Source organism: Streptomyces shenzhenensis, from assembly GCF_003688995.1.
GTDB classification, from domain to species: domain Bacteria; phylum Actinomycetota; class Actinomycetes; order Streptomycetales; family Streptomycetaceae; genus Streptomyces; species Streptomyces shenzhenensis_A.
On the sequence record NZ_PENI01000003.1, the window covers coordinates 195139 to 216716 of the forward strand.

Genomic DNA, 21578 nt, shown 5'->3' on the forward strand with positions numbered 1-21578 from the left:
GGCATACATGGTGAGTGTGCAATCGCCTCCCGGCGGCCGTGAACGTCCCTATGCGCGCGCACTGTTGCTGCCGGCCGTGCTGATGGCCGCGGCGACCGGAGCCGCCGTCGCCCTGGTGACGGGACCGGCCCGGACCGCCGTCGGCTGGTGCGGAGCCGTCGCCACCGTGCTGGTCACCGCGACGGCGGCGGCAGCCGTACGGCGCGGCCGCGACCTCGGCGCCCTGCGGGCCGAACACGCCCGTCACATCGCGTCCTTGGAGCGGCGCATCGCCGCCCACGACGAGGAGATCGTCCGGCTCACCCAGGAGATCGTCCCGGCAGCGCTGTACCGGCTGCGGCACGGCGAATCCCCCCAAGAGGTGATCCGCGCCGTCCTCGACACCGACCCCGGACTCCGTCACCTCCCCGACGCGCAGCGCGAGCTGCTGCGCACCGTGCTCACGGTGGTGGACGCGGAGGAGTCCATGCGCGACGCCGCGCAGCGCTCCTTCGTCAACATCGCCCAGCGCGTCCAGGCCATCGTGCACCAACAGGCCAAGGAGCTGCGGGAGATGGAGGAGGACCACGGCCGCAACCCCGAGGTCTTCGACGACCTGCTGCGCATCGACCACGGCACCGCGCTGATCGGCCGGCTCGCCGACTCGATCTCCGTGCTCGGCGGCGGCCGCCCCGGCCGCCAGTGGCCCAACCCCGTCGCCCTCTACAGCGTGCTGCGCGGCGCCATGTCCCGGATCCTGGAGTACCGGCGCATCGAACTGGCCTCCATCGCCAAGGTCAACATCAAGGGCACCTCCGTCGAGCCGGTCATCCACGCCGCCGCCGAACTCCTCGACAACGCCACCCGCTACTCGCCGCCGAACACCAAGGTGCATGTGACCGCCGTGGAGGTGCAGACCGGAGTCGCCATCGAGATCGAGGACGGCGGCGTCAGCCTCAGCGAGGAGGCCCGCGCGCGGGTCGAGGCCATGCTGGAGCGGGCCAAGGCCGGCGTCGACCTGGAGGACCTCGGCGAGAGCCCGCGCCTGGGCCTCGCCGTCGTCGGCCGGCTCTGCTCGACGTACGACATGCAGGTCTCGCTGCGCGCCTCGGCGTACGGCGGGGTCCGGGCCGTCCTCATGGTGCCCAACAGCATGCTGACCACCGAGCCCGCGCCCGGACTCGCCCACGGCATCGGCGCCACCGCGGTGCCCAAGGCCGAACTCGGCGCCCTGAAGGGCCCCGAGCGGCCCCCGAAGAAGCGCTGCCCCACCAGCCCGCGCATCCCCGCCGGGATCTCGATGGCGGACGACGTCCCCGAGGTCACCGAGTGGACGGCGAACGGCCTGCCGCAGCGCCGCAGCAAGATGAAGATCCCGCTCAGCCGGCGGATCGCCGAGCAGGCCGCCGTCGAACGGGCCGAGCGCGAGGGCAGGCCGACCGTCTGGTCCCGGCCCGAGCCGGCACCCGGGCCCGACGCCGAGCGGCGGCAGCACAAGGACCGTGAACCCGGCCTGTGGGTGGAGGACTTCTGGGCGGGCCTGAAGAAGGACAACGAGGGCGTCCACCCCACCGACTTCACGCGCAACCCGACCGCGTACCTGCATCTGATCGACGAACCGGCCCACAGCGAGGCCGACGACGAGGGGGACCTCAAGTGATCCAGCAGCGAGCCAACTTCGACTGGATGCTCAAGGAACTCGCCGACGGCGTACCGGGCATCGAGATGATCGTGGTGCTCTCCGCCGACGGGCTGCGCATCGCCCGCTACGGCGGCGACCCCGACTCCGCCGACCGGCTCGCCGCGGCCTGCGCGGGCGTGCAGAGCCTGGCGGGCGCCGTGGCCCAGGAACTGCCGGGCAGCGACGGCGACATGAAACTGGTCGTCATCGAGATCGACGGCGGCTACTTCTACCTCATGGCGGCGGGGGCCAACGCCTACCTCGCCGTCCTCGCCGACGTGGTGTGCGAACCCGGCCGGATGAGCAACCGCATGCGCGACCTCGTCCTCCGGATCGGTGCCCACCTGACCAGTCCGCCCCGGCGGAACGGGCAGACCGTATGACTCCTCCGCAGCGCAGACGGGACCAGCCCGGGCAGCAGCCGCCACCCCCCGAATCGGCCGCCGCCGACGGCGAGAACACGGGCCGGTCCAAGAACCCCGAGCGGCTGTACGTGATCACCGGCGCCGCCGACGGCCCGCGCGCCGAGCTCGATCTGGTGACCCTGATCGTGGCGCGCTCCGACCCGCCGCCGTCCCTCCCACCGGAGCAGGCCGCACTGCTCCGGCTGTGCACCGCCCCCCTGTCGGTGGCCGAGCTCACGGCCTATCTCAGCCTGCCGTTCAGCGCGCTGACCGTACTGATCACCGAACTGATCACGGCCGGACTGGTGCAGGCACGCGCCCCGATCGTCCGCCAGGCGCTCCCTGACCGTTCGCTCCTCGAAGCGGTGATGCATGGACTTCAAAGGCTCTGACCCCGTCCCCGGCCCGCGCACCGAGGACCATCTCCCGCAGACCGCCCAGGCCGCGGTGAAGATCGTCATCGTGGGCGGTTTCGGGGTCGGCAAGACGACCATGGTCGGCTCGGTCAGCGAGATCAGACCGCTGACCACCGAGGAGACCATGACGCAGGCCGGCGTCGGGGTCGACGACGACTACGGCTCCGACTCGAAGACGGCCACCACCGTGGCGATGGACTTCGGCCGGATCAGCATCACCGAGAAGCTGGTGCTCTACCTCTTCGGCACCCCCGGCCAGGAACGCTTCTGGTTCCTGTGGAACGGGCTGTTCGAAGGGGCGCTCGGCGCGGTCGTCCTGGTCGACACCCGGCGCCTGGAGGTCAGCTTCGACGTCATGGGACGGCTGGAGGAGCGCGGCGTCCCGTTCGTCGTCGCCGTCAACTCCTTCCCGGACGCCCCCCGTCACCCCGTCGAGGAACTGCGCGCCGCGCTCGACCTGGCCCCGGAGATCCCCCTCGTCGAGTGCGACGTCCGCCGCCGGGCCGCCAGCCGTGACGTGCTGATGACCCTGATGCGCTTCCTGCACTCGCTCGCCATGACCGATGCGCTCACCTGACCTCGCACCGCCCCAGCCCCTGCACCTCGGAACCACTTCAGTTTCGGAGCGACCACTGTGACGCCTGAACCCCACTCCCCGGCCGGTACCGACGATCCCGCGCTCGGCCCGCCGCCCGGCTGCCCGGCACACACCCCGGGGCCCGGCGGGCTGCACCGGCTGTACGGCCCCGACGCGGCGGACCTGGGCGGGCTGTACGAGCGCCTGCGGGAGGAACACGGCCCCGTGGCGCCCGTGCTGCTCCACGACGACGTACCGATGTGGGTGGTCCTCGGACACGCCGAGAACCTGCACCTGGTGCGCACCCCCTCGCAGTTCACCCGGGACAGCCGCGTCTGGACCCCGCTCCTCGAGGGCATGGTCGAGCCCGGCCATCCGCTGATGCCGCACATCGCGTGGCAGCCGATCTGCTCCCACGCCGAGGGCGCGGAGCATCAGCGGCTGCGGGCGGCGGTCACCGGCGCCATGGCGACCATCGACCACCGCGGCATCCGCCGCCACATCGGCCGCTACACCCAGCGTCTGGTGAACGAGTTCTGCGAGGCGGGCCGGGCCGACCTCGTCACCCGGTTCGCCGAACCGCTGCCGATGGCGGTGATGTGCGAGCTCCTCGGCATGCCCGAGGAGTACAACGAGCGCATGGTGCAGGCCGCCCGTGACGCGCTCAAGGGGTCCGAGACCGCGAACGCCAGCCACCAGTACGTGCTGGACGCGCTGAGCCGGCTCACCGCCCGCCGCCGCGCCCGGCCGGAGGAGGACTTCGCCAGCCGGCTCATCGCCCACCCGGCGCGGCTGTCCGACGACGAGGTGCGCGAGCACCTGCGCCTGGTGCTCTTCGCCGCCTACGAGACCACCGCCAACCTCCTCGGCAACGCGCTGCGCATGGTGCTCACCGAGCCGGGCTTCCGCGCCCAGCTCAACGGCGGCCAGATGACGGTGCCTGAGGCGGTCGAGCAGTCCCTGTGGGACGAGCCGCCGTTCAGCACGGTCTTCGCCTACTACGCCAAGCAGGACACGGAGCTGGGCGGGCAGCGCATCCGGCGGGGCGACGGGCTGCTGTTCGCGCCCGCCCCGGGGAACATCGACCCCCGGGTGCGCCCCGACCTGACAGCCGGCATGCAGGGCAACCGCTCGCACCTGGCCTTCGGCGGCGGCCCGCACGAGTGCCCGGGGCAGGACATCGGCCGGGCCATCGCCGACGTCGGCGTCGACGCGCTGCTGATGCGGCTGCCCGATGTGCAACTGGACTGCGAGGAGAGCGAGTTGGCGTGGCGGGAATCGATCGCCTCACGCCATCTGGTGAGCCTGCCGGTGCGTTTCGAACCCAAGCCGCAGCAGGACGTGACGCCCCTGCCCGGTCACCTGCCCGTCCCGCCGCAGCCGGCCCCGGTCCCTGCCCCGGCCGTCGGGCCCGGCGTGGTGGATCCGCGGCCGGCGGCGGTGCCTGAGCCGTCGCGTCTGCGCGGCTCCTGGCAGCGGCTGCGCCGCTGGTGGCGCGGTCACTGACCGGCCCCGGTCAGCGTCCGGCCCACTCCGGGTACGCGGACCAGGCCGTGAGCGTCCGCCCGCTGCGGAACCGGTGCTCCGTCCCGGTCACCGGATCGGTGAACTCCAGCCGCCGTGCGAGCAGTTGCAGCGGTCTCCGGAAATCGTCGGCCGGCCGGGGACCGGTCACCACCGGATACAGCGGGTCGCCGAGGATCGGCACGCCCAGGGCGTTCAGGTGCACCCGCAGCTGATGCGTCTGCCCGGTGTGCGGGGTCAGCCGGTAGCGGGCCAGCCCGTCCCGTTCGCGGTGTTCGGCCAGTTCGACCCGGGTCACCGCGTTCGGCTCGCCCGCGACCTGCCGCGCGGCCGGCACCCCGCGCTCCTTCAGGATCCGGCTGCGCACCGTCCGGGGCAGCGCGAGCGAGGGATCGTGACGGGCGACGGCCTCGTACTCCTTGCGCACCAGCCGGTCGCGGAACAGCGACTGGTAGGCGCCGCGCTCCTCGGGCCGCACCGTGAACAGCACCAGTCCCGCCGTCAGCCGGTCCAGCCGGTGCGCCGGGGACAGCGTGGGGATGCCCAGCTCCCGGCGCAGCCGCGTCAGCGCCGTCTGCGCGATGTGGCCGCCGCGCGGGGTGGTGGCGAGGAAGTGCGGCTTGTCGGCGACGACCAGGTGCGCGTCGCGGTACACGACCTCCAGCGGGAACGGCACGGGCACCTCGGCGGGCAGTTCCCGGTGGAACCAGACGTACAGGCCGGGCACGTACGGATCGTCGGGCGTGACCGCCCGCCCGTCGGCCCCGACGATCCGGCCCGCCGCCAGCATCCCGTCGACCGTGCCGGGCGGCGCCCCGGACAGCCGCGCCACGAGGTGCGCGCGCACCGTGTCCCAGGGCCCCTCGGCGGGCAGCCGCACCCGCACGGCGTCCACGCCGTCGCGCTGGGGGAGGGGAGCGGGCGGGATGCGGGTCTTGCGTCTCATCACGGCTCAGCGTACGGGGAGCTGCCCGAGCGCGCCGGTCGGCCCCGGCGCCGGATGCCGGTCAGGCGGCCTCGGCCGGGCGACGGAGGGATGAGCCATCGCGGCGTGCCGGCGGTTGCCGATGCCGGTGCGGTGTGCCGGGTGTCGTTCCGTCGGCGGCGAAAGGCCGGCGCACTGAGCGGCGCCGGCCGTCACGCTCGCCGGTCCGCCGGACAAGGGCCGGTACGGCGGTGGGGGGATGCCATCGCGGTGTGCCGGCGGTGCTGTGGTGGTTGTCGGGCGGCGCCGGCCGGCGTCGTCGTGGCGTCGGTGGTCGGGGGAGGGCTGCGGGCGCTCTCGGCTGGGCCGGTCGTCACGCTCGCCGGTCGCCGGTCGCCGGTGGGGGATGCCATCGCGGTGAGTCGGCGGTGCTGTGGTGGTTGTCGGGCGGCGCCGACCGGCCGGCGTCGTCGTGGCGTCGGTGGTCGGGGGAGGGCTGCGGGCGCTCTCGGCTGGGCCGGTCGTCACGCTCGCCGGGCATGGCCGGAGTCGTCGCCGCGGTGGTGGAGCGGGGGCGGTGCGCCGCCCCCTTCCGGTGTCGGCAGACCTACGCGGCGGTGGCGTTCTCCTGTTCCACCTCGATGCGGGCGTTCCAGTCGCGCTTGGAGGCCTGCCAGCCGTCCTCGTCGTGGCCCAGCCGCCAGTAGCCGGAGATCGACAGATCCTCGCGGGGGATCGCGTACTCGACCCGCAGCAGCCGGCGCAGCTCCTTCACGAAGCCCGCCTCGCCGTGCACGAACGCGTGCACCCGGCCCGCCGGGAACTCCAGCGCCCGCACGGCCTCGACCAGCGCGTCGCCGACCGGCCGGTCCCCGCGGTGCAGCCAGACGACCGGCACGTCGGAGTCGATCTTCTGCTCCTCCTCCGGCCCGGACACCTCGACGAAGGCATGGGCCCGGGCGCCGGGAGGCAGCGTCTCCAGGGCGCGGGCGATCGCGGGCAGCGCGCTCTCGTCGCCGGCCAGCAGATGCCAGTCGGCCCGGGTGTCGGGCGCGTAGGCGCCGCCGGGGCCCATGAACCACACAGTCTCGCCGGGCCGTACACGCAGCGCCCACGGACCGGCCAGGCCCTCGTCGCCGTGCACCACGAAGTCCAGGGTCAGCTCGCGGTGCTCGGCGTCCCAGCCGCGCACCGTGTAGGTCCGGGTCACCGGCCACTGCTCGCGCGGGAACTCCGCACGGATCCGCTCCATGTCGAAGGGCTCCGGATAGGTCGCGCCCCCCGCCGGGAAGAGCAGCTTCACATAGTGGTCGGTGCAGGTGTCCGCCGCGAAGTCGGCCAGCCCCGCACCGCCGAGCACGACCCGCTGCATATGCGGGGTCAGCCGTTCGGTGCGGACGACCTGCGCGGAGTGGGGCTTCCGCGGCTTCCGTGCCGGACGTTCTGCCATGGCGGCCTCCATGTTCACGTTCTTAGGTTTACCTAAGTTAGCACCACGCCCTTACGGCCGACAGAAACACCCGGCAGAACCATGGACAGAACTACGTACCGGAACACGGACAGGAACACCGACCGGGACACCGGAACCCCGGCAGGAGCGCTGCTCACGCGGTGAGCGTGGCGAGAAGCCGTTGCAGCGACCCGCCCAGCCCCCAGCGCACCGCCAGCGCGTCCAGACCCGCCGGGTCGCGCGGAGCGCGCGGCAGCGCCGTGTCGACGTCCGGCAGCGGTACGTCGGCGGCGACCCGGACGACCTTCGGGGCGACCGCGACATACGGCCGGGCCTCGTCCAGGCGCTTGCGCTGCGACGGGGTCAGCCGGGCCTTCGGGTCGTCGACCGCCGCCATGATCCCGGCCAGGTCGCCGAACTCGGCGAGCAGCTTCGCCGCCGTCTTCTCGCCGATGCCGGGCACCCCGGGCAGCCCGTCGCTCGGGTCGCCGCGCAGCAGCGCCAGATCCGCGTAGCCCCGGCCGTCGACGCCGTACTTCTCGCGCAGCACGGCCTCGTCCGTGAGCTGGAGCGTGCCCACGCCCTTGAGCGGGTACAGCACCCGCACCCCTCGCGCGTCGTCCACCAGCTGGTACAGGTCGCGGTCGCCGGTGACGATGTCGACCGGGCCCTCGGCGCGCGCGGTGAATGTGCCGATCACGTCGTCCGCCTCGTACCGTGCGACGCCCACCCGGGCGATGCCGAGCGCGTCCAGCACCTCCTCGATGACCGGCACCTGCGGGGAGAGCGTGTCCGGCACCTCCTCCGCGTCCGGGCCCTGCGCATGCTCCTCGGCGACCCGGTGGGCCTTGTACGTGGGGATGAGTTCGACCCGCCACTTGGGCCGCCAGTCGGCGTCCATGCAGGCCACCAGCCGGTCGGGCCGGTGGTCCTTCACCAGCCGGTCGATGAAGTCCAGCAGCCCGCGCACGGCGTTCACCGGCGTGCCGTCCGGAGCCTTCACCGAGTCCGGTACGCCGAAGTAGGCGCGGAAGTACAGCGAGGCGGTGTCGAGGAGCATCAGTCGTCCGGTCACGCCTCGCATCATGCCGTACGGCACTGACACCGACCCCGTGACCAGCGGCGGCGGCCCCGTGCGTGTGCCATGTGACCTGGATCACTCAGGTGTTTGCCTGTCCCGGATCGGGGCAGGCGCGGCCTTTGCCCCCTGCCCCGAGACGAGAGGTACGCGTGTCACCCAGGCTTGAGACCGAACATCTCTACAAGGTGTTCGGAAGACGACCCGACGACGCAGTGGAGCGACTCCGGCAGGGCGCCGGACGGGAGGAACTGCGTGCCGGCGGCACCACCGCCGCCGTCATCGACGCCTCCTTCCAGGTGGAGCCCGGCGAGATCTTCGTCGTGATGGGACTGTCCGGATCCGGTAAGTCCACCCTGTTGCGCATGCTCAACGGCCTGTCGGAGCCCACGGCGGGCCACGTCAGGTTCGACGGACAGGACCTGACCTCGCTGCCCGACCCCGCACTGCGCGAGCTGCGCTCGCGCAAGATCAGCATGGTCTTCCAGCACTTCGCGCTGTTCCCGCACCGCAGCGTCCGCGACAACGCCGCCTACGGCCTGTACGTGCAGGGCGTGCCCCGCGCCGAGCGCGATCGCCGCGCCGACGAGGCGCTCGCTCTGTGCGGCCTGGCCGGCTGGGAGAAGTCCTGGCCCGACGAGCTGTCCGGCGGCATGCAGCAGCGCGTCGGGCTGGCCCGCGCCCTCGCCACGGACGCCGACCTGCTGCTCATGGACGAGTCGTTCAGCGCGCTCGACCCGCTGATCCGCCGCGACATGCAGGACCAGCTGCTGGAACTGCAGAAGAGCCTGAAGAAGACGATCGTCTTCATCACCCATGACCTCAACGAGGCGATGCGGCTCGGCGACCGGATCGCCATGATGCGCGACGGCCGGATCGTCCAGGTCGGCACCGCGCAGGAGATCCTCGTCCACCCCGCCGACGACTACGTCGCCTCGTTCACCAAGGACGTCGACCGGTCCCGCGTCCTCACCGCGGCGGCCGTCATGGACACCGAGGTCCGCGGCGACGAGGCCGACTGCGACTGCGAGACCGCCACGCCGCACACGCCGTTCACGGAGCTGTGCGCGATCAGCGCCCGTGTGGCCCATCCGGTCGCCGTCGTCGACCGTGACGACACCCTCGTCGGGGTCGTCCCGCGGCACCGCCTCGTCGGTTTCCTCGGCGACGAGCAGGGTGATCCCACGCCCTGCCGTCCGCGCGGCGGGAAGGTGGCCGCCGGTGCCTAGGATCCATTTCGGCGACTGGGTGGAGACCGCGGTCGACTGGGTGCAGTCCCATCTGACCTGGGTCTTCGACATCGTCAACGCGGTGCTCGACGGCATGTACAGCGGCGTCGAGAGCGTCCTCGGCGGCGGCGAACCGCTGCTGCTGGCCGGCATCCTCGCCGTGATCGCCGCCTGGCTGCGCGGCCTGCTGCCCGGCGTCCTCGCCTTCGCGGGGCTCGCGCTCATCGACTCGCTCGGGCTGTGGGACGACGCCATGGACACCCTGTCCCTGGTGCTGGTGGCCGCGGTCATCACCGTCGTGCTCGCCCTTCCGCTCGGCGTCTGGGCCGCGCGCAGCAGGCGCGTCAGCGCCCAGCTGCGGCCGGTGCTGGACGTCATGCAGACCATGCCGGCGTTCATCTACCTCATCCCCGGCGTGATGTTCTTCGGCGTCGGCACGACCCCGGGTCTGCTGGCGACGATCATCTTCGCGATGCCGCCGGGCGTCCGCATGACCGAACTCGGCATCCGCCAGGTCGACGGTGAACTCGTGGAGGCCGCCGAGGCGTTCGGCACCACCCCGCGCGACATCCTGCTGCGCGTGCAGTTGCCGCTGGCCCTGCCGACCATCATGGCCGGCGTCAACCAGGTCATCATGCTGGCCCTGTCGATGGTGGTCATCGGCGGCATGGCCGGCGCGGGCGGCCTCGGTGAGCAGGTCTACTCCGCGATCACCCAGCTCAAGGTGGGTCTCGCCGCGGAGAGCGGGGTGGCGGTGGTCATCCTCGCGATGTACCTCGACCGGATGACCGGCGCCCTGGGCGAGCGGGTGTCCCCGCTGGGCCGGCGCGCGGCGGCCAAGGTCTCGGCACTGGTGGGACGCGCGCGGTTCGCCCACTACCGGCCGGCCGGCGCGGTCGCGGTGGTCGGCGTCGTCGTGCTCGCCCTGGTCGCGGGCGGCCTGAACCTGGCCGGCTCCGGCGACGCCGAGGCCGGTTCGAGCACGGACGTCGGCAAGGGCAAGCGGATCAGCATCGGCTACATCCCCTGGGACGAGGGCACCGCCACCACGTATCTGTGGAAGGAACTGCTGGAGCAGCGCGGTTACGAGACCGACGTCAAGCAGCTCGACCCCGGCCCGCTCTACTCCGGTGTGGCCCGCGGTGACCTCGACTTCCAGACCGATGCCTGGCTGCCGACGACGCACAAGGCGTACTGGGACAAGTACGGTTCGCAGTTGGAGGATCTGGGGTCTTGGTACGGGCCGACGTCGTTGGAGTTGACGGTTCCGTCGTATGTGAAGGGGATCGATTCGCTGGCCGATCTGAAGGGTCAGGGGAAGAGGTTCGGCGGGAAGATCATCGGCATTGAGGCGAGTGCCGGGATGATGGGGACGTTGAACAGCAAGGTCCTGAAGGCTTATGGGCTGGAGGGTGAGTACAAGGTGGTGTCGTCGAGTACGTCGTCGATGCTGGCGGAGCTGGATCGGTCGATCAAGAAGCGTGAGCCGGTGGTGGTGACGTTGTGGTCGCCGCACTGGGCGTACGGGAAGTACGACCTGAAGAAGCTCCAGGACCCCGAGGGCGCCTGGGGCGAGGGCGAGCAGATCCACACCGTCGCGCGCAAGGGCTTCAGCGCCGACGACCCGGTCGCCGCGCAGTGGCTGAAGGACTTCAAGCTCACCGAGAAGCAGCTGACCGGGCTGGAGAACGCCATTCGGGAGGCCGGCCAGGGCCATGAGCAGGACGGCGTGCGCAGCTGGCTGAAGAAGAACCCCGGCCTCGTCGACCGGCTCGCCCCGGTACCCGGAAGCGGCGCCGGGAAGCAGGGCAAGGACGCGGGCAAGACCGTCGACATGGGCTACTTCCCGTGGGACGAGGCCATCGCCAGCACCTACCTGTGGCAGAACATCCTGGAGGACCGCGGCTACAAGCCGACCCTCAAGCAGCTCGACCCGGGCCCGCTCTACAGTTCCCTCGCCCAGGGGCAGATGGACGTCCAGCTGGACTCATGGCTGCCGACGACGCACAAGGCGTACATGGACAAGTACGGCTCGCAGTTGGAGGATCTGGGGTCTTGGTACGGGCCGACGTCGTTGGAGTTGACGGTTCCGTCGTATGTGAAGGGGATCGATTCGCTGGCCGATCTGAAGGGTCAGGGGAAGAGGTTCGGCGGGAAGATCATCGGCATTGAGGCGAGTGCCGGGATGATGGGGACGTTGAACAGCAAGGTCCTGAAGGCCTATGGGCTGGAGGGTGAGTACAAGGTGGTGTCGTCGAGTACGTCGTCGATGCTGGCGGAGCTGGATCGGTCGATCAAGAAGCGTGAGCCGGTGGTGGTGACGTTGTGGTCGCCGCACTGGGCGTACGGGAAGTACGACCTGAAGAAGCTCCAGGACCCCGAGGGCGCCTGGGGCAAGGGCGAGCGGATCCACATGGTGGGCAAGAAGACCTTCAGCCAGGACTTCCCGGAGTTCTCCGGCTGGCTGAAGAACTTCAAGCTGACCGAGGAACAGCTCGCCTCCCTGGAGGTCGCGATCCAGAAGGGCGGCGCCGGGAACGAGAAGGCGTCCGCACGGCAGTGGCTGGACGCCCAGCCGGGTCTGGAGGACAAGCTGGCACCGGTGTCCTGAGCACCGTATCGAGGTCCGCGGACGGGTGGAGCGGTGGTCGCGTCGCACGGCGTGGCCCCCGCTCCACCCGTTGTGCTCCTCCCGCTTCCGCTGCCCTCTGTTCCTCGGTGCCGGCGCCGGCGGGGTGCCGCCGCCCACGAGAAGGATCCGGCCAACCACAGAGCGCGATGGCCCTGTCCGAGCCTGCGCGAACCGTCGGCCGGGCCCCGACCGTGCCCACCACGGACCGCGGCGTCGCCGGTCCTCCGGCCGGTTGTCCACGGGGCCGGGACCGCACCGTTTCACCACCCGCCACACCCGCCCTGACCAGCGGCTCCACCGCGCCCTGCGGATCCGGGGCACGGACCGGGAACACCGGAGGCCGCCGGCGCATTGAAGAAGAAGGACGCGATTCCCTGCTGATCTCGGGTCAGCGGTCGCGTCACGACCCCGGGAGCTGGTCGCCATGGGCCCACCGTCCCGCGGTCGGCCGGACCGGCCGGCGGACCGCCGCCCACTGGCGCGAACCGTGAGGGTCGTGCTTACCCGACGTGACGTGGATGTGACAGCCGCATGAAACGGTTTGCCGAACATGCGTAGGGTGCAGAGAACCCATCAGGGCAAGGGGGCCCGACGTCGGGCCCCGAGGCAGCGGCACGACGAGCGGAGGAGGGAGCCGGAGCGATGGGCGACCACAAGGAACAACAGCCCGTCCGAGTGGGTGCGGCCGTCCGGAGGCGGCGCCGTGCGTTGGAGCTGACCCTCGCCGTCGTGGCGGAGCGCAGCGGCCTGTCGGTGCCCTTCCTGAGCCAGGTCGAGAACGACCGGGCACGCCCCAGCACCGGTTCCCTGGAGAAGGTGGCCGACGCACTGCGCACCACGGCCGTCGAACTCCTCGCCGCCGCCGACCCGGCGTGCAGCGTCGACGTCGTGCGCGGCGAGATCGTCGATGCGGACTTCACCCCCCGGGTGCGCTCGTTGGTCCGCGGCCACCACCAGTTGCACGCCTCGGAGTTCACCGGCGACCACGACGCGGGCCGCGAATTCCAGCACCGCAACGACGAGTTGCTGTACGTCGCCGACGGCGCGGTGGAGATCGAGGCCGAGGGCCGCGCCTACCGCCTGGGCCGCGGCGACACCCTCTACCTGACGGGCGGGGTGCGCCACCGCTGGCGTGCCACGGTGCCCGACACCCGGGTGATCGTCGTCGCGGTGGCCGAGCACATCGAGGCCGTCCACGACCGGCCCCGCTGAGCGGTGCGCGTGACCTCGGCCGGGGTCCGGCACCTGACGCGCCCGCTGCCGGCTGCGGCAGCGTCGTGGCGGGTGGCGCGGTTCCCCGCGTCCTCTCCGGGCGCGCCCTTCCCGCGGAGCGCATGATGCGCGTCGTCTCCCTCGTCCCGTCCCTCACCGAGGCGGTCGCCGAGACCGTCCCCGGCGCCCTGGCCGGTGCCACCGACTGGTGCACGCACCCGGCGGACCTCCCCGTCACCCGCGTCGGCGGCACCAAGAACCCGAGCGTGGACCGGATCGTCGCGCTCGCCCCCGACCTGGTGATCGCCAACGAGGAGGAGAACCGCGCCCCCGACCTGGACGCCCTGCGCGCCGCGGGCCTCACGGTGCTGGTCACCGAGGTGCGCAGCGTGCCGCAGGCCTTCCGGGAACTGGCCCGGGTGCTGACCGCGTGCGGTGCCACGATCCGGCCGCGATGGCTGGACGAGGCCGAGGACGCCTGGTCGGCGCCGCCGGTGCCCGCCCTCCGCGCGAAGGCCGTCGTGCCGGTCTGGCGACGGCCCTGGATGGTGCTCGGCCGGGACACCTTCGCGGGCGACGTGCTCGCCCGCCTGGGCGTGGACAACATCCATGCCGGGCACGCCGACCGCTATCCGCGGATCCCGCTGGACGAGCTGCGGGCCGCCGCACCCGGCCTCGTCGTCCTGCCCGACGAGCCGTACCGCTTCACCGCCGACGACGGCCCCGAGGCCTTCCCGGGGCTGCCCTGTGCCCTGGTCAGCGGACGGCATCTGACGTGGTACGGCCCGTCACTGGCCGAGGCGCCGCGGGTGCTGTCCGCGGCGCTGCGAGCAGTTCACCGCTGACCAGCCCGCGTACCGTGCCCACGGCGGCGGCCGCCCAGGCGGCGACCAGCATCCCGTACAGGCCGACCGTCAGCCAGTCGTAGGCGGCAAGCCCGGTGTGCCGGGCCAGCGCCGCGGCACCGGTGACACAGGTGCCCACCGGGAAGGTGAACCCCCACCAGGTCATCGTGAACCCCATGCCGCGCCGCCGGGCCCGCCCCACATGGGCCGCGGCGAACGCCAGCCACAGCAGCGCGAAACCCATCACCGGCACCCCGTACAGGACGGCGAGCACGACGAAGCCGCGGTCGTACGGGGCCGCCACGACCCCCGGCGCGATGTCCGCGAACGCGCCCACGGCGGTGGTGGACTGCCCGAGCGGCCCGAGCACCAGGAACAGCGTCGGGGTGAGCGCGAGGGGGAGCGGGCCCGCGACGATCAGCCGGGCGAACACGAGGGGCAGCATCAGCAGGGTCGCGAGCAGGCTGAGTCCGAACAGGGCGAAACACGCGAGGAGCAGGGTCTGCCGGGGCTGCCCCGGCGGCAGATGCGGCACGAGCAGCGGGCCGAGCGCGGCCGACACCATGGGCGCGACGAGCGGCAGCAGCCACACCGGGGACGCCTGCCCGGGCTCGATCCGATGGCGTACGGCCATGAGGTACGGCACCGCCACCGCCGCCGCGAGCCCCACGACGGTGCCGGCGACGAACAGCACGGCGTCCAGGGCCACGGCGCCCGGCACCCCGAGCCAGTCCCGTCCGACGGTCATGGCACCGCCGCCGACCGCCAGCAGCGCCATGGACAGACAGCCGTAGAAGGGCGCCGTCGCCGGGTCGAGGAGATGGGCCCTGGCCTGGTCGCGGTGGTACGTCCAGTGCAGGGCGCGGGCGGTCAGGAGGACCACGAGCAGCGCGAGCGACAGGGCCCACACGGTGGCGCAGCCGGTGCGGAGCAGGCCGGTGTGCCGGGGGAGCACGGCGCCCGCGGAGCCGACCGCCGCCGTGCCCATGACGGCGGCGTACCAGTGGGGGCCGAGATGGCGGACGCGCGGGGCGCGGCGGAGTACCAGGGGCGGGGCTGCGGTGACCATGGGTCCACCGTCGCGCCGGGTGCACTCCGCGACCAGGGAGTCCGGCTCTATGAGGGCATAAGCTGGTCTTATGAGTGGAGCGGAGGAGCGCCGCGGGCCGGGATCGCTGGCCCATCGGGTGCCGGATCTCGGTGCGCTGGAACTGCTGCTGGCGGTGGCGCGCACCGGCAGCCTCGGCGCGGCGGCCCGGGAGCGGGGCGTCAGCCAGCCGGCGGCCAGCAGCCGGATCCGTTCCATGGAACGGCAGTTGGGCGTCGCCCTGGTGGACCGCTCGCCGCGCGGCTCCCGGCTCACCGACGCCGGGGCGCTGGTGACCGACTGGGCACGGCGCATCGTGGAGGCGGCCGAGGCCTTCGACGCGGGCGCGCAGGCGCTGCGGGACCGGCGCGACTCGCGGCTGCGGGTGGCGGCCAGCATGACGATCGCCGAGTATCTGCTGCCGGGCTGGCTGCTGGCCCTGCGCGCGGGGCGCCCGGACACGGCGGTCTCCCTGCTCGCCGGGAACTCGACGGCGGTGGCCGAGCGGCTGCTCGCGGACGAGGCGGACCTCGGCTTCGTGGAGGGGCTCACGGTCCCCGCGGGCCTGGACTCCGCGGTCATCGCGCAGGACCACCTGATCGTCGTCACCGCCCCCGGGCACCCCTGGGCCCGCCGCCGCGGCCCGCTGGCCGCGGCGGAACTCGCCACCACCCCGCTGATCCTGCGCGAACGCGGCTCGGGCACCCGCCAGGTCCTGGACGCCGCCCTGGGCGGCCTCGCCCGCCCGCTGATCGAGCTGTCCTCCACCACGGCGGTCAAGGCCTCCGCGGTCAGCGGCGCCGGACCCGCGGTGCTGAGCGAACTCGCGGTGCGGGAGGAACTCGGCCTGCGCCGTCTGGTCCGCATCCCGGTGCGGGACATGTCCCTCGGCCGTGATCTGCGCGCGGTCTGGCGGACGGGGCACCGGCCGACGGGGCCGGCCCGGGAGCTGCTGTCGCTGACCCGCGGCTGAGCCGGGGACCGCTCAGCCGGCCGCCGTCACCAGCGCCCGCATCACCCGCAGGTCCTCGCCCATCTCCGGATGCCACTGCACCCCCAGGACCCAGCCTTCGGGCCCCGAGGGCTCGATCGCCTCGACCGTCCCGTCCGCCGCGTGCGCCGACGCCACGAGGCCGCTGCCGAGCCGGTCCACGGCCTGGTGATGGAACGTGGGTACGGCGGTCTCCTCCGGGACGATGCCGGCGTACCGCGTGCCGGGCACCGGCTTGACCGGGTGCCGGCCGAAGACCCCCGGCACCTCGGCGTGCCCGTCCAGGTGCTGCACCAGTGTGCCGCCGAGCGCGACGTTCAGCAGTTGCATGCCCCGGCAGATCCCGAGCAGCGGTACGTCCGCGGCCAACGCGGCGTCGATCAGGGCGAGTTCCCAGGCATCCCGGGCCCGGGCCGGCGGACCGGTCCGCGGGTCGGGCACGGCGCCGTAGCGGACCGGTTCGACGTCCGGGCCGCCCGCGATCACCAGCCCGTCCAGCCGGGCCACGGTGGCCGCGGCGTGCTCGGGTCCGTCCGGCGGCAGCATCGCGGCCAGCCCGCCGGCCCGTTGCACCAGCCGCGGATAGCCGGCCGGCAGCAGTGCCGCCGCCAGCTCCCACACCCCCCAGCGCGCCCCGGACTCCAGATACGTACTGACCCCGATCAACGGCCGGCCCGCCATGGCACCCTCCTCCGCTCAATGGCTAGCATGCATACCTTTACCGCGAACCCACCCGAGGACAAGCCCCAGCCCACCCGGGCCCGTGGAGGGCGCCTGTCTGACGGTCCCGGCGACGGGTCCCGTGGCTGCCTGAATGCCGGGCGTTTCGGGCCCTGTCGCCGTCCGAGCCGGGCGCGCCACCTGCCGCGGTGAGCGTCCCGGGGTGGTGTCGTTCGGACTCGGCCCCGCGACGGGCTCCGTGGGCGTCTGTGTGATGGCCTTTGCCCGTCAGGCGTTTGCCCTGCGGGCCGGGCCCCCGCCGATACCTGGCGGCGCCCCTGCCGCGGCGAGCGTCCCGGGGCGGGGTGCCTGTTCGGCGGTCCCGGCGACGGGCTCCGTGGCGGCCTGCCTGACGGCGTCCGCCTGTCAGGCGTTTGCCCTGCTGGGCGGGCCCCGGTGCTCCGGCTCTCATGTCAGGAACCCGCGGAGCAGTGCTGCCGTTCCCGCGCAGTGTTCGCGCATCATCTCCTGGGCCCCGTCCGTGTCGCCGTCCAGGACCGCCTCGACCAGTGCCGTGTGCTGGCGCTGTGAGTGCTCCAGGTTGCGGACGAGCAGCGGGATGCAGTCGAGCAGGTCGTTGACCGTCGCCCGGACCGCCGCGTACTGCGCGGCCAGCGTCGGCGAGCCCGACAACTCGGCCAGCGTGAGGTGGAGCAGGGTGTCCAGTCGCCGGTACTCGGCCAGCGGCGCGTCGTGCGTGCGGGCCAGCGCCGCCCGCAGCCGCTCCGCGGAGTCGCCGGCCGGCGGGTGCGCCGCGCACAGCCCCGCCGCGCCCACCTCCAGGACCTCCCGGAATCTGAGCACGTCGTCGATGTCGACCGCCGCGCCCCGGCGCCGCAGCTCGTCCTCGCCGCCCGCGCCGGTCCGCGGCAGCACGAACGTGCCGCCGTAACGCCCGCGCCGGGACTCCACAAGCCCCTGGTCCTGGAGCACCTTCAGCACCTCGCGCAGCGTCACCCGGCTGATCCCGAGCCGCTCCGCCAACTCCCGCTCGGCGGGCAGCCGCTCGCCGCCCGGCACCAGGCCCAGCCGCACGACCTGAAGGATCTGCTCCAGCGCCTCCTCGAATCCGTTGCCCGCCCGCACCGGCCGCAGCACCGGCGCGAGCCGGTCGTCCAGCCGTCCTTGCCGCGTGTCCCGCGCCATTCGGCCGTGCCCCCTTCCCAACCAATGGTTCTCGGGAATACCTTATGGCTCCCGGCCGGCCGACGAAGCCTGAGGAGGCTCTCCCGTGGCAGACCGCACACCCCCGCTCGGCGTCGAGGAACTGCACGCCCTCGTCGTGAGCGGTGAGATCGACACTGTCGTGCTGGCCTTCCCCGATATGCAAGGGCGGCTCCAGGGCAAGCGGTTCGCCGCCCGCTTCTTCCTCGACGAGGTCCTCCACCACGGCACCGAGGGCTGCAACTATCTGCTCGCCGTCGACGCCGAGATGAACACGGTCGACGGCTACGCCATGTCCTCCTGGGACAGCGGCTACGGCGACTTCGCCATGCACCCCGACCTGAGCACCCTGCGCCGCATCCCCTGGCACCCGGGCACCGCCCTGGTCGTCGCCGACCTCGCCTGGGCGGACGGCTCCCCGGTCGCCGCGGCGCCCCGCCACATCCTCCGCCACCAGCTGGAGCGGCTCGCCCGGCTCGGCTACACCGCCCAGGTCGGCACCGAGCTGGAGTTCATCGTCTTCAAGGACACCTACGAGCAGGCCTGGGACGCGGCCTACCGCGGGCTGACCCCGGCCAACCAGTACAACGTCGACTACTCCATCCTCGGCACCGGCCGCATCGAGCCGCTGCTGCGCCGCCTGCGCAACGACATGACCGGCGCCGGACTCACCGTCGAGTCGGCCAAGGGCGAGTGCAACCCCGGCCAGCACGAGATCGCCTTCCGCTACGACGAGGCCCTGGTCACCTGCGACCAGCACGCCGTGTACAAGACCGGCGCCAAGGAGATCGCCGCCCAGGAGGGCGTCTCGATCACCTTCATGGCCAAGTACAACGAGCGCGAGGGAAACTCCTGCCACATCCACCTCTCGCTCGCCGACGCCGACGGCGGCAACGCGATGGCCGGGCCCGACGGGATGACCGACGTCATGCGGCACTTCCTCGCCGGACAACTGGCGGCCCTGCGTGACTTCGCCCTCCTCTACGCCCCCAACATCAACTCCTACAAGCGGTTCCAGCCCGGTTCGTTCGCCCCGACCGCCGTCGCCTGGGGCCACGACAACCGCACCTGCGCGCTGCGCGTCGTCGGCCACGGCCGCTCCCTGCGCTTCGAGAACCGGCTGCCCGGCGGCGACGTCAACCCGCACCTCGCGGTCGCCGCCCTGGTGGCGGCCGGACTGTACGGCGTCGAACAGCGACTGGAACTGCCCGAGCCCTGCCCGGGCAACGCCTACACCGCCGGCTTCGCACACGTCCCCACCACGCTGCGGGAGGCCGCCGCGCTCTGGACGGCCAGCCCGATCGCCCGGGCTGCCTTCGGCGACGAGGTCGTCGACCACTACCACAACCTGGCCCGCGTCGAACTGGACGCCTTCGACGCCGCGGTCACCGACTGGGAGCTGCGCCGCTCCTTCGAACGCATGTGAGGCCCGCCGTGTCCGACTCGTCCGACGAGCTGTCCCCCGAGCCCGAGCTCCAGATCCGCAACCCCGCCACCGAAGAGGTCGTCGCCACCGTCCCCGCCGCCACCGCGGCCGACGTCGACGCCGCCGTCGTACGGGCCGCGACCGCACAGGCGCGCTGGGCCGCGCTCGCGCCCGCCGACCGGGCCCGGCTGCTGCGCCGCTTCGCCGACACCGTCGACGCGCACACCGAGGAACTGGCCCAGCTGGAGGTCCGCGAGGCCGGCCATCTGCTCGGCAACGCCCGCTGGGAGGCCGGCAACGCCCGCGACCTGCTGCTGTACGCGGCCGGCGGCGCCGAACGCCTCCTCGGCCGGCAGATCCCCGTGCCCGGCGGCTGGGACGTCACCTTCCAGGAGCCGCTGGGCGTGGTCGGGGTCATCGCGCCCTGGAACTTCCCGATGCCCATCGCCGCCTGGGGCAGCTTCCCGGCCCTCGCCGCGGGCAACGCCGTCGTCCTCAAGCCCGCCGAGACCACCCCGCTCACCGCGCTCCGCCTCGCCGAACTCGCCCTGGCGGCGGGCCTGCCCGAGCACCTCTTCCAGGTGCTGCCCGGACACGGCCACATCGCCGGCCGCGCGCTCGTCGACCATCCCGGCGTGGCGAAGATCGTGTTCACCGGCTCCACCCGCACCGGCCGCGAGGTCATGGAGCGGTGCGCCCGCCTGGTCAAACCGGTCACCCTCGAACTCGGCGGCAAGAGCCCCAACATCGTCTTCGCCGACGCCGACATCGAGGCCGCCGTCGACCCGTTCTCCTTCCTCGACAACTCCGGCCAGGACTGCTGCGCCCGCACCCGGATCCTCGTCCAGGAGCCGGTGTACGACCAGGTCCACGAGCTGCTGGCGGACGCGCTCGCGGCCGTCGTGGTGGGCGACCCGGCCGACCCGAAGACCGGGATGGGCCCGCTGATCTCCGCCCGGCAACGCGACCGCGTACGGTCCTTCGTCCCCGCCGACGCCCCCGCCCTGCGCGGCACCGCCCCCGAGGGACCCGGCTACTGGTTCCCGCCGACCGTGCTCACGGGGGAGCGGCCCGACTCGGCCGCGGCCCGCGAGGAGATCTTCGGCCCGGTCGCCGTGCTGCTGCCCTTCACCGACGAGGCCGACGCGATCCGCCTCGCCAACGACACCCCCTACGGCCTGGCCGGCTCCCTGTGGACCCGGGACCTGGGCCGCGCCCTGCGCGTCTCGCGGGCCGTCCGGGCCGGCAACCTGTCCGTCAACTCCCACTCCAGCGTCCGCTACTGGACCCCGTTCGGCGGCTTCAAACAGTCCGGCCTCGGCCGCGAACTGGGCCCGGACGCCCTGACCGCCTTCACCGAGACCAAGAACGTCTTCATCAGCACGGAGGGCCCCGCACAGTGACCGCCGAGACCCCTGAGATCATCTGCCGCCGGCTGGTCGGCCGCACCGCCGTCGTCACCGGAGCGGGCAGCGGCATCGGCCTCGCCACCGCCCGCCGGCTCGCCTCCGAGGGCGCCCACGTCGTCTGCGGCGACGTCGACGAGACCCGCGGCAAGGCCGCCGCCGACGAGGTCGGCGGGCTGTTCGTGAAGGTCGACGTCACCGACCCCGAGCAGGTCGAGGCGCTGTTCAAGACGGCGTACGACACCTACGGCAGCGTCGACGTCGCCTTCAACAACGCCGGCATCTCCCCGCCCGACGACGACTCCATCCTGGAGACCGGACTGGAGGCCTGGAAGCGCGTCCAGGAGGTCAACCTGACCTCCGTCTACCTGTGCTGCAAGGCCGCCATCCCCTACATGCGCCGCCAGGGCCGGGGATCCATCATCAACACCGCCTCCTTCGTCGCCCGCATGGGCGCGGCCACCTCGCAGATCTCCTACACCGCCTCCAAGGGCGGGGTGCTCGCCATGTCCCGTGAACTCGGCGTGCAGTTCGCCCGGGAGGGCATCCGGGTCAACGCGCTGTGCCCGGGACCGGTCAACACCCCGCTGCTGCAGGAGCTGTTCGCCAAGGACCCGGAGCGGGCCGCCCGCCGCCTGGTGCACATCCCGCTCGGCCGGTTCGCCGAGGCCGAGGAGATCGCCGCCGCCGTCGCCTTCCTCGCCAGCGACGACTCCTCCTTCGTGAACGCCAGCGACTTCCTGGTGGACGGCGGAATCTCCGGCGCCTACGTCACACCGCTCTGACCGGGCTCCGCCCGCGGGCCGGACGCCGTGTACGCGACTTCGGCGCC

Annotated in this window: 19 protein-coding genes; 13 read left to right on the top strand and 6 right to left on the bottom strand. The window is 72.8% G+C overall.

What is annotated here, in order from left to right; genetic code table 11:
* The first annotated feature begins 7 nt into the window (after positions 1–7).
* The 5 genes from CTZ28_RS06400 to CTZ28_RS06420 are packed head-to-tail and all read left to right on the top strand — an operon-like array spanning position 8 to position 4563.
* Positions 8–1639, top strand: a complete 1632-nt coding sequence (locus CTZ28_RS06400; RefSeq protein WP_121888262.1) for a sensor histidine kinase — start codon at positions 8–10, stop codon at positions 1637–1639.
* Entirely contained in the window at positions 1636–2043 is a 408-nt protein-coding gene (locus tag CTZ28_RS06405; protein WP_121888263.1) for a roadblock/LC7 domain-containing protein, read from the top strand. The genes CTZ28_RS06400 and CTZ28_RS06405 overlap by 4 nt, the downstream gene beginning before the upstream one ends.
* Positions 2040–2456 (top strand): DUF742 domain-containing protein, encoded by a 417-nt coding sequence (locus CTZ28_RS06410; protein ID WP_121888264.1) that lies wholly within the window; start codon positions 2040–2042, stop codon positions 2454–2456. The genes CTZ28_RS06405 and CTZ28_RS06410 overlap by 4 nt, the downstream gene beginning before the upstream one ends.
* On the top strand, positions 2437–3057 hold the full coding sequence (locus CTZ28_RS06415) for a GTP-binding protein (RefSeq protein ID WP_121888265.1): 621 nt from the start codon (positions 2437–2439) through the stop codon (positions 3055–3057). Before CTZ28_RS06410 ends, CTZ28_RS06415 begins: the two co-directional genes overlap by 20 nt.
* Before the next feature lie 57 nt (positions 3058–3114).
* Positions 3115–4563, top strand: coding sequence for a cytochrome P450 (locus CTZ28_RS06420; RefSeq protein WP_121888266.1), 1449 nt, complete (start codon positions 3115–3117; stop codon positions 4561–4563).
* A gap of 10 nt (positions 4564–4573) precedes the next feature.
* Here CTZ28_RS06420 and CTZ28_RS06425 read toward each other — a convergent pair whose 3' ends face one another.
* The 3 genes from CTZ28_RS06425 to CTZ28_RS06435 form a co-directional block, all read right to left on the bottom strand.
* The gene (locus CTZ28_RS06425) at positions 4574–5527 is read right to left on the bottom strand and encodes an RluA family pseudouridine synthase (protein ID WP_121888267.1); all 954 of its coding nucleotides are present in this window, start codon (positions 5525–5527) and stop codon (positions 4574–4576) included.
* 586 nt (positions 5528–6113) lie between these two features.
* Entirely contained in the window at positions 6114–6956 is an 843-nt protein-coding gene (locus tag CTZ28_RS06430; protein ID WP_121888268.1) for a siderophore-interacting protein, read from the bottom strand.
* A gap of 154 nt (positions 6957–7110) precedes the next feature.
* A complete protein-coding gene (locus tag CTZ28_RS06435; protein ID WP_259471503.1) occupies positions 7111–8040 on the bottom strand; it encodes a 5'-3' exonuclease in 930 nt (309 codons plus the stop codon).
* A 146-nt stretch (positions 8041–8186) separates the two neighbouring features.
* Between CTZ28_RS06435 and CTZ28_RS06440 the strand changes: the two genes are divergently transcribed.
* From CTZ28_RS06440 to CTZ28_RS06455, 4 genes are all read left to right on the top strand, one after another.
* Complete coding sequence (locus tag CTZ28_RS06440) at positions 8187–9263, top strand: quaternary amine ABC transporter ATP-binding protein (protein WP_121888269.1); 1077 nt, start codon at positions 8187–8189, stop codon at positions 9261–9263.
* Positions 9256–11874, top strand: coding sequence for an ABC transporter permease/substrate binding protein (locus CTZ28_RS06445; RefSeq protein WP_121888270.1), 2619 nt, complete (start codon positions 9256–9258; stop codon positions 11872–11874). Before CTZ28_RS06440 ends, CTZ28_RS06445 begins: the two co-directional genes overlap by 8 nt.
* A gap of 663 nt (positions 11875–12537) precedes the next feature.
* Positions 12538–13107 carry a helix-turn-helix domain-containing protein gene (locus CTZ28_RS06450; RefSeq protein WP_121888271.1) on the top strand — a complete coding sequence of 190 codons (570 nt, stop codon included), beginning with the start codon at positions 12538–12540 and terminating at the stop codon, positions 13105–13107.
* A 125-nt stretch (positions 13108–13232) separates the two neighbouring features.
* Positions 13233–13952, top strand: a complete 720-nt coding sequence (locus CTZ28_RS06455) for a helical backbone metal receptor (protein WP_121888500.1) — start codon at positions 13233–13235, stop codon at positions 13950–13952.
* On the opposite strand, the gene CTZ28_RS06460 is transcribed toward CTZ28_RS06455, so the two are convergent.
* A complete protein-coding gene (locus CTZ28_RS06460) occupies positions 13864–15021 on the bottom strand; it encodes a TDT family transporter (protein ID WP_121888272.1) in 1158 nt (385 codons plus the stop codon). The genes CTZ28_RS06455 and CTZ28_RS06460 overlap by 89 nt on opposite strands.
* 70 nt (positions 15022–15091) lie before the next feature.
* Here CTZ28_RS06460 and CTZ28_RS06465 point away from each other — a divergent pair, with 70 nt between their 5' ends.
* Entirely contained in the window at positions 15092–16012 is a 921-nt protein-coding gene (locus CTZ28_RS06465; protein ID WP_121888273.1) for a LysR family transcriptional regulator, read from the top strand.
* A 12-nt stretch (positions 16013–16024) separates the two neighbouring features.
* On the opposite strand, the gene CTZ28_RS06470 is transcribed toward CTZ28_RS06465, so the two are convergent.
* Positions 16025–16711: a gamma-glutamyl-gamma-aminobutyrate hydrolase family protein gene (locus tag CTZ28_RS06470; protein ID WP_121888274.1), complete on the bottom strand. Its 687-nt coding sequence runs from the start codon at positions 16709–16711 to the stop codon at positions 16025–16027.
* A gap of 447 nt (positions 16712–17158) precedes the next feature.
* The gene (locus CTZ28_RS06475) at positions 17159–17896 is read right to left on the bottom strand and encodes a FadR/GntR family transcriptional regulator (protein ID WP_183154283.1); all 738 of its coding nucleotides are present in this window, start codon (positions 17894–17896) and stop codon (positions 17159–17161) included.
* Between the two features lie 85 nt (positions 17897–17981).
* On the opposite strand from CTZ28_RS06475, the gene CTZ28_RS06480 reads away from it, so the two are divergent.
* From CTZ28_RS06480 to CTZ28_RS06490, 3 genes are read left to right on the top strand one after another with little or no spacing between them, the layout of a single operon-like run.
* A complete protein-coding gene (locus CTZ28_RS06480) occupies positions 17982–19340 on the top strand; it encodes a glutamine synthetase family protein (protein WP_121888275.1) in 1359 nt (452 codons plus the stop codon).
* 8 nt (positions 19341–19348) lie between these two features.
* Positions 19349–20743 carry an aldehyde dehydrogenase family protein gene (locus tag CTZ28_RS06485; RefSeq protein WP_398655403.1) on the top strand — a complete coding sequence of 465 codons (1395 nt, stop codon included), beginning with the start codon at positions 19349–19351 and terminating at the stop codon, positions 20741–20743.
* Positions 20740–21531, top strand: coding sequence for a 3-oxoacyl-ACP reductase (locus CTZ28_RS06490; protein WP_121888276.1), 792 nt, complete (start codon positions 20740–20742; stop codon positions 21529–21531). Before CTZ28_RS06485 ends, CTZ28_RS06490 begins: the two co-directional genes overlap by 4 nt.
* Positions 21532–21578: the final 47 nt, after the last annotated feature.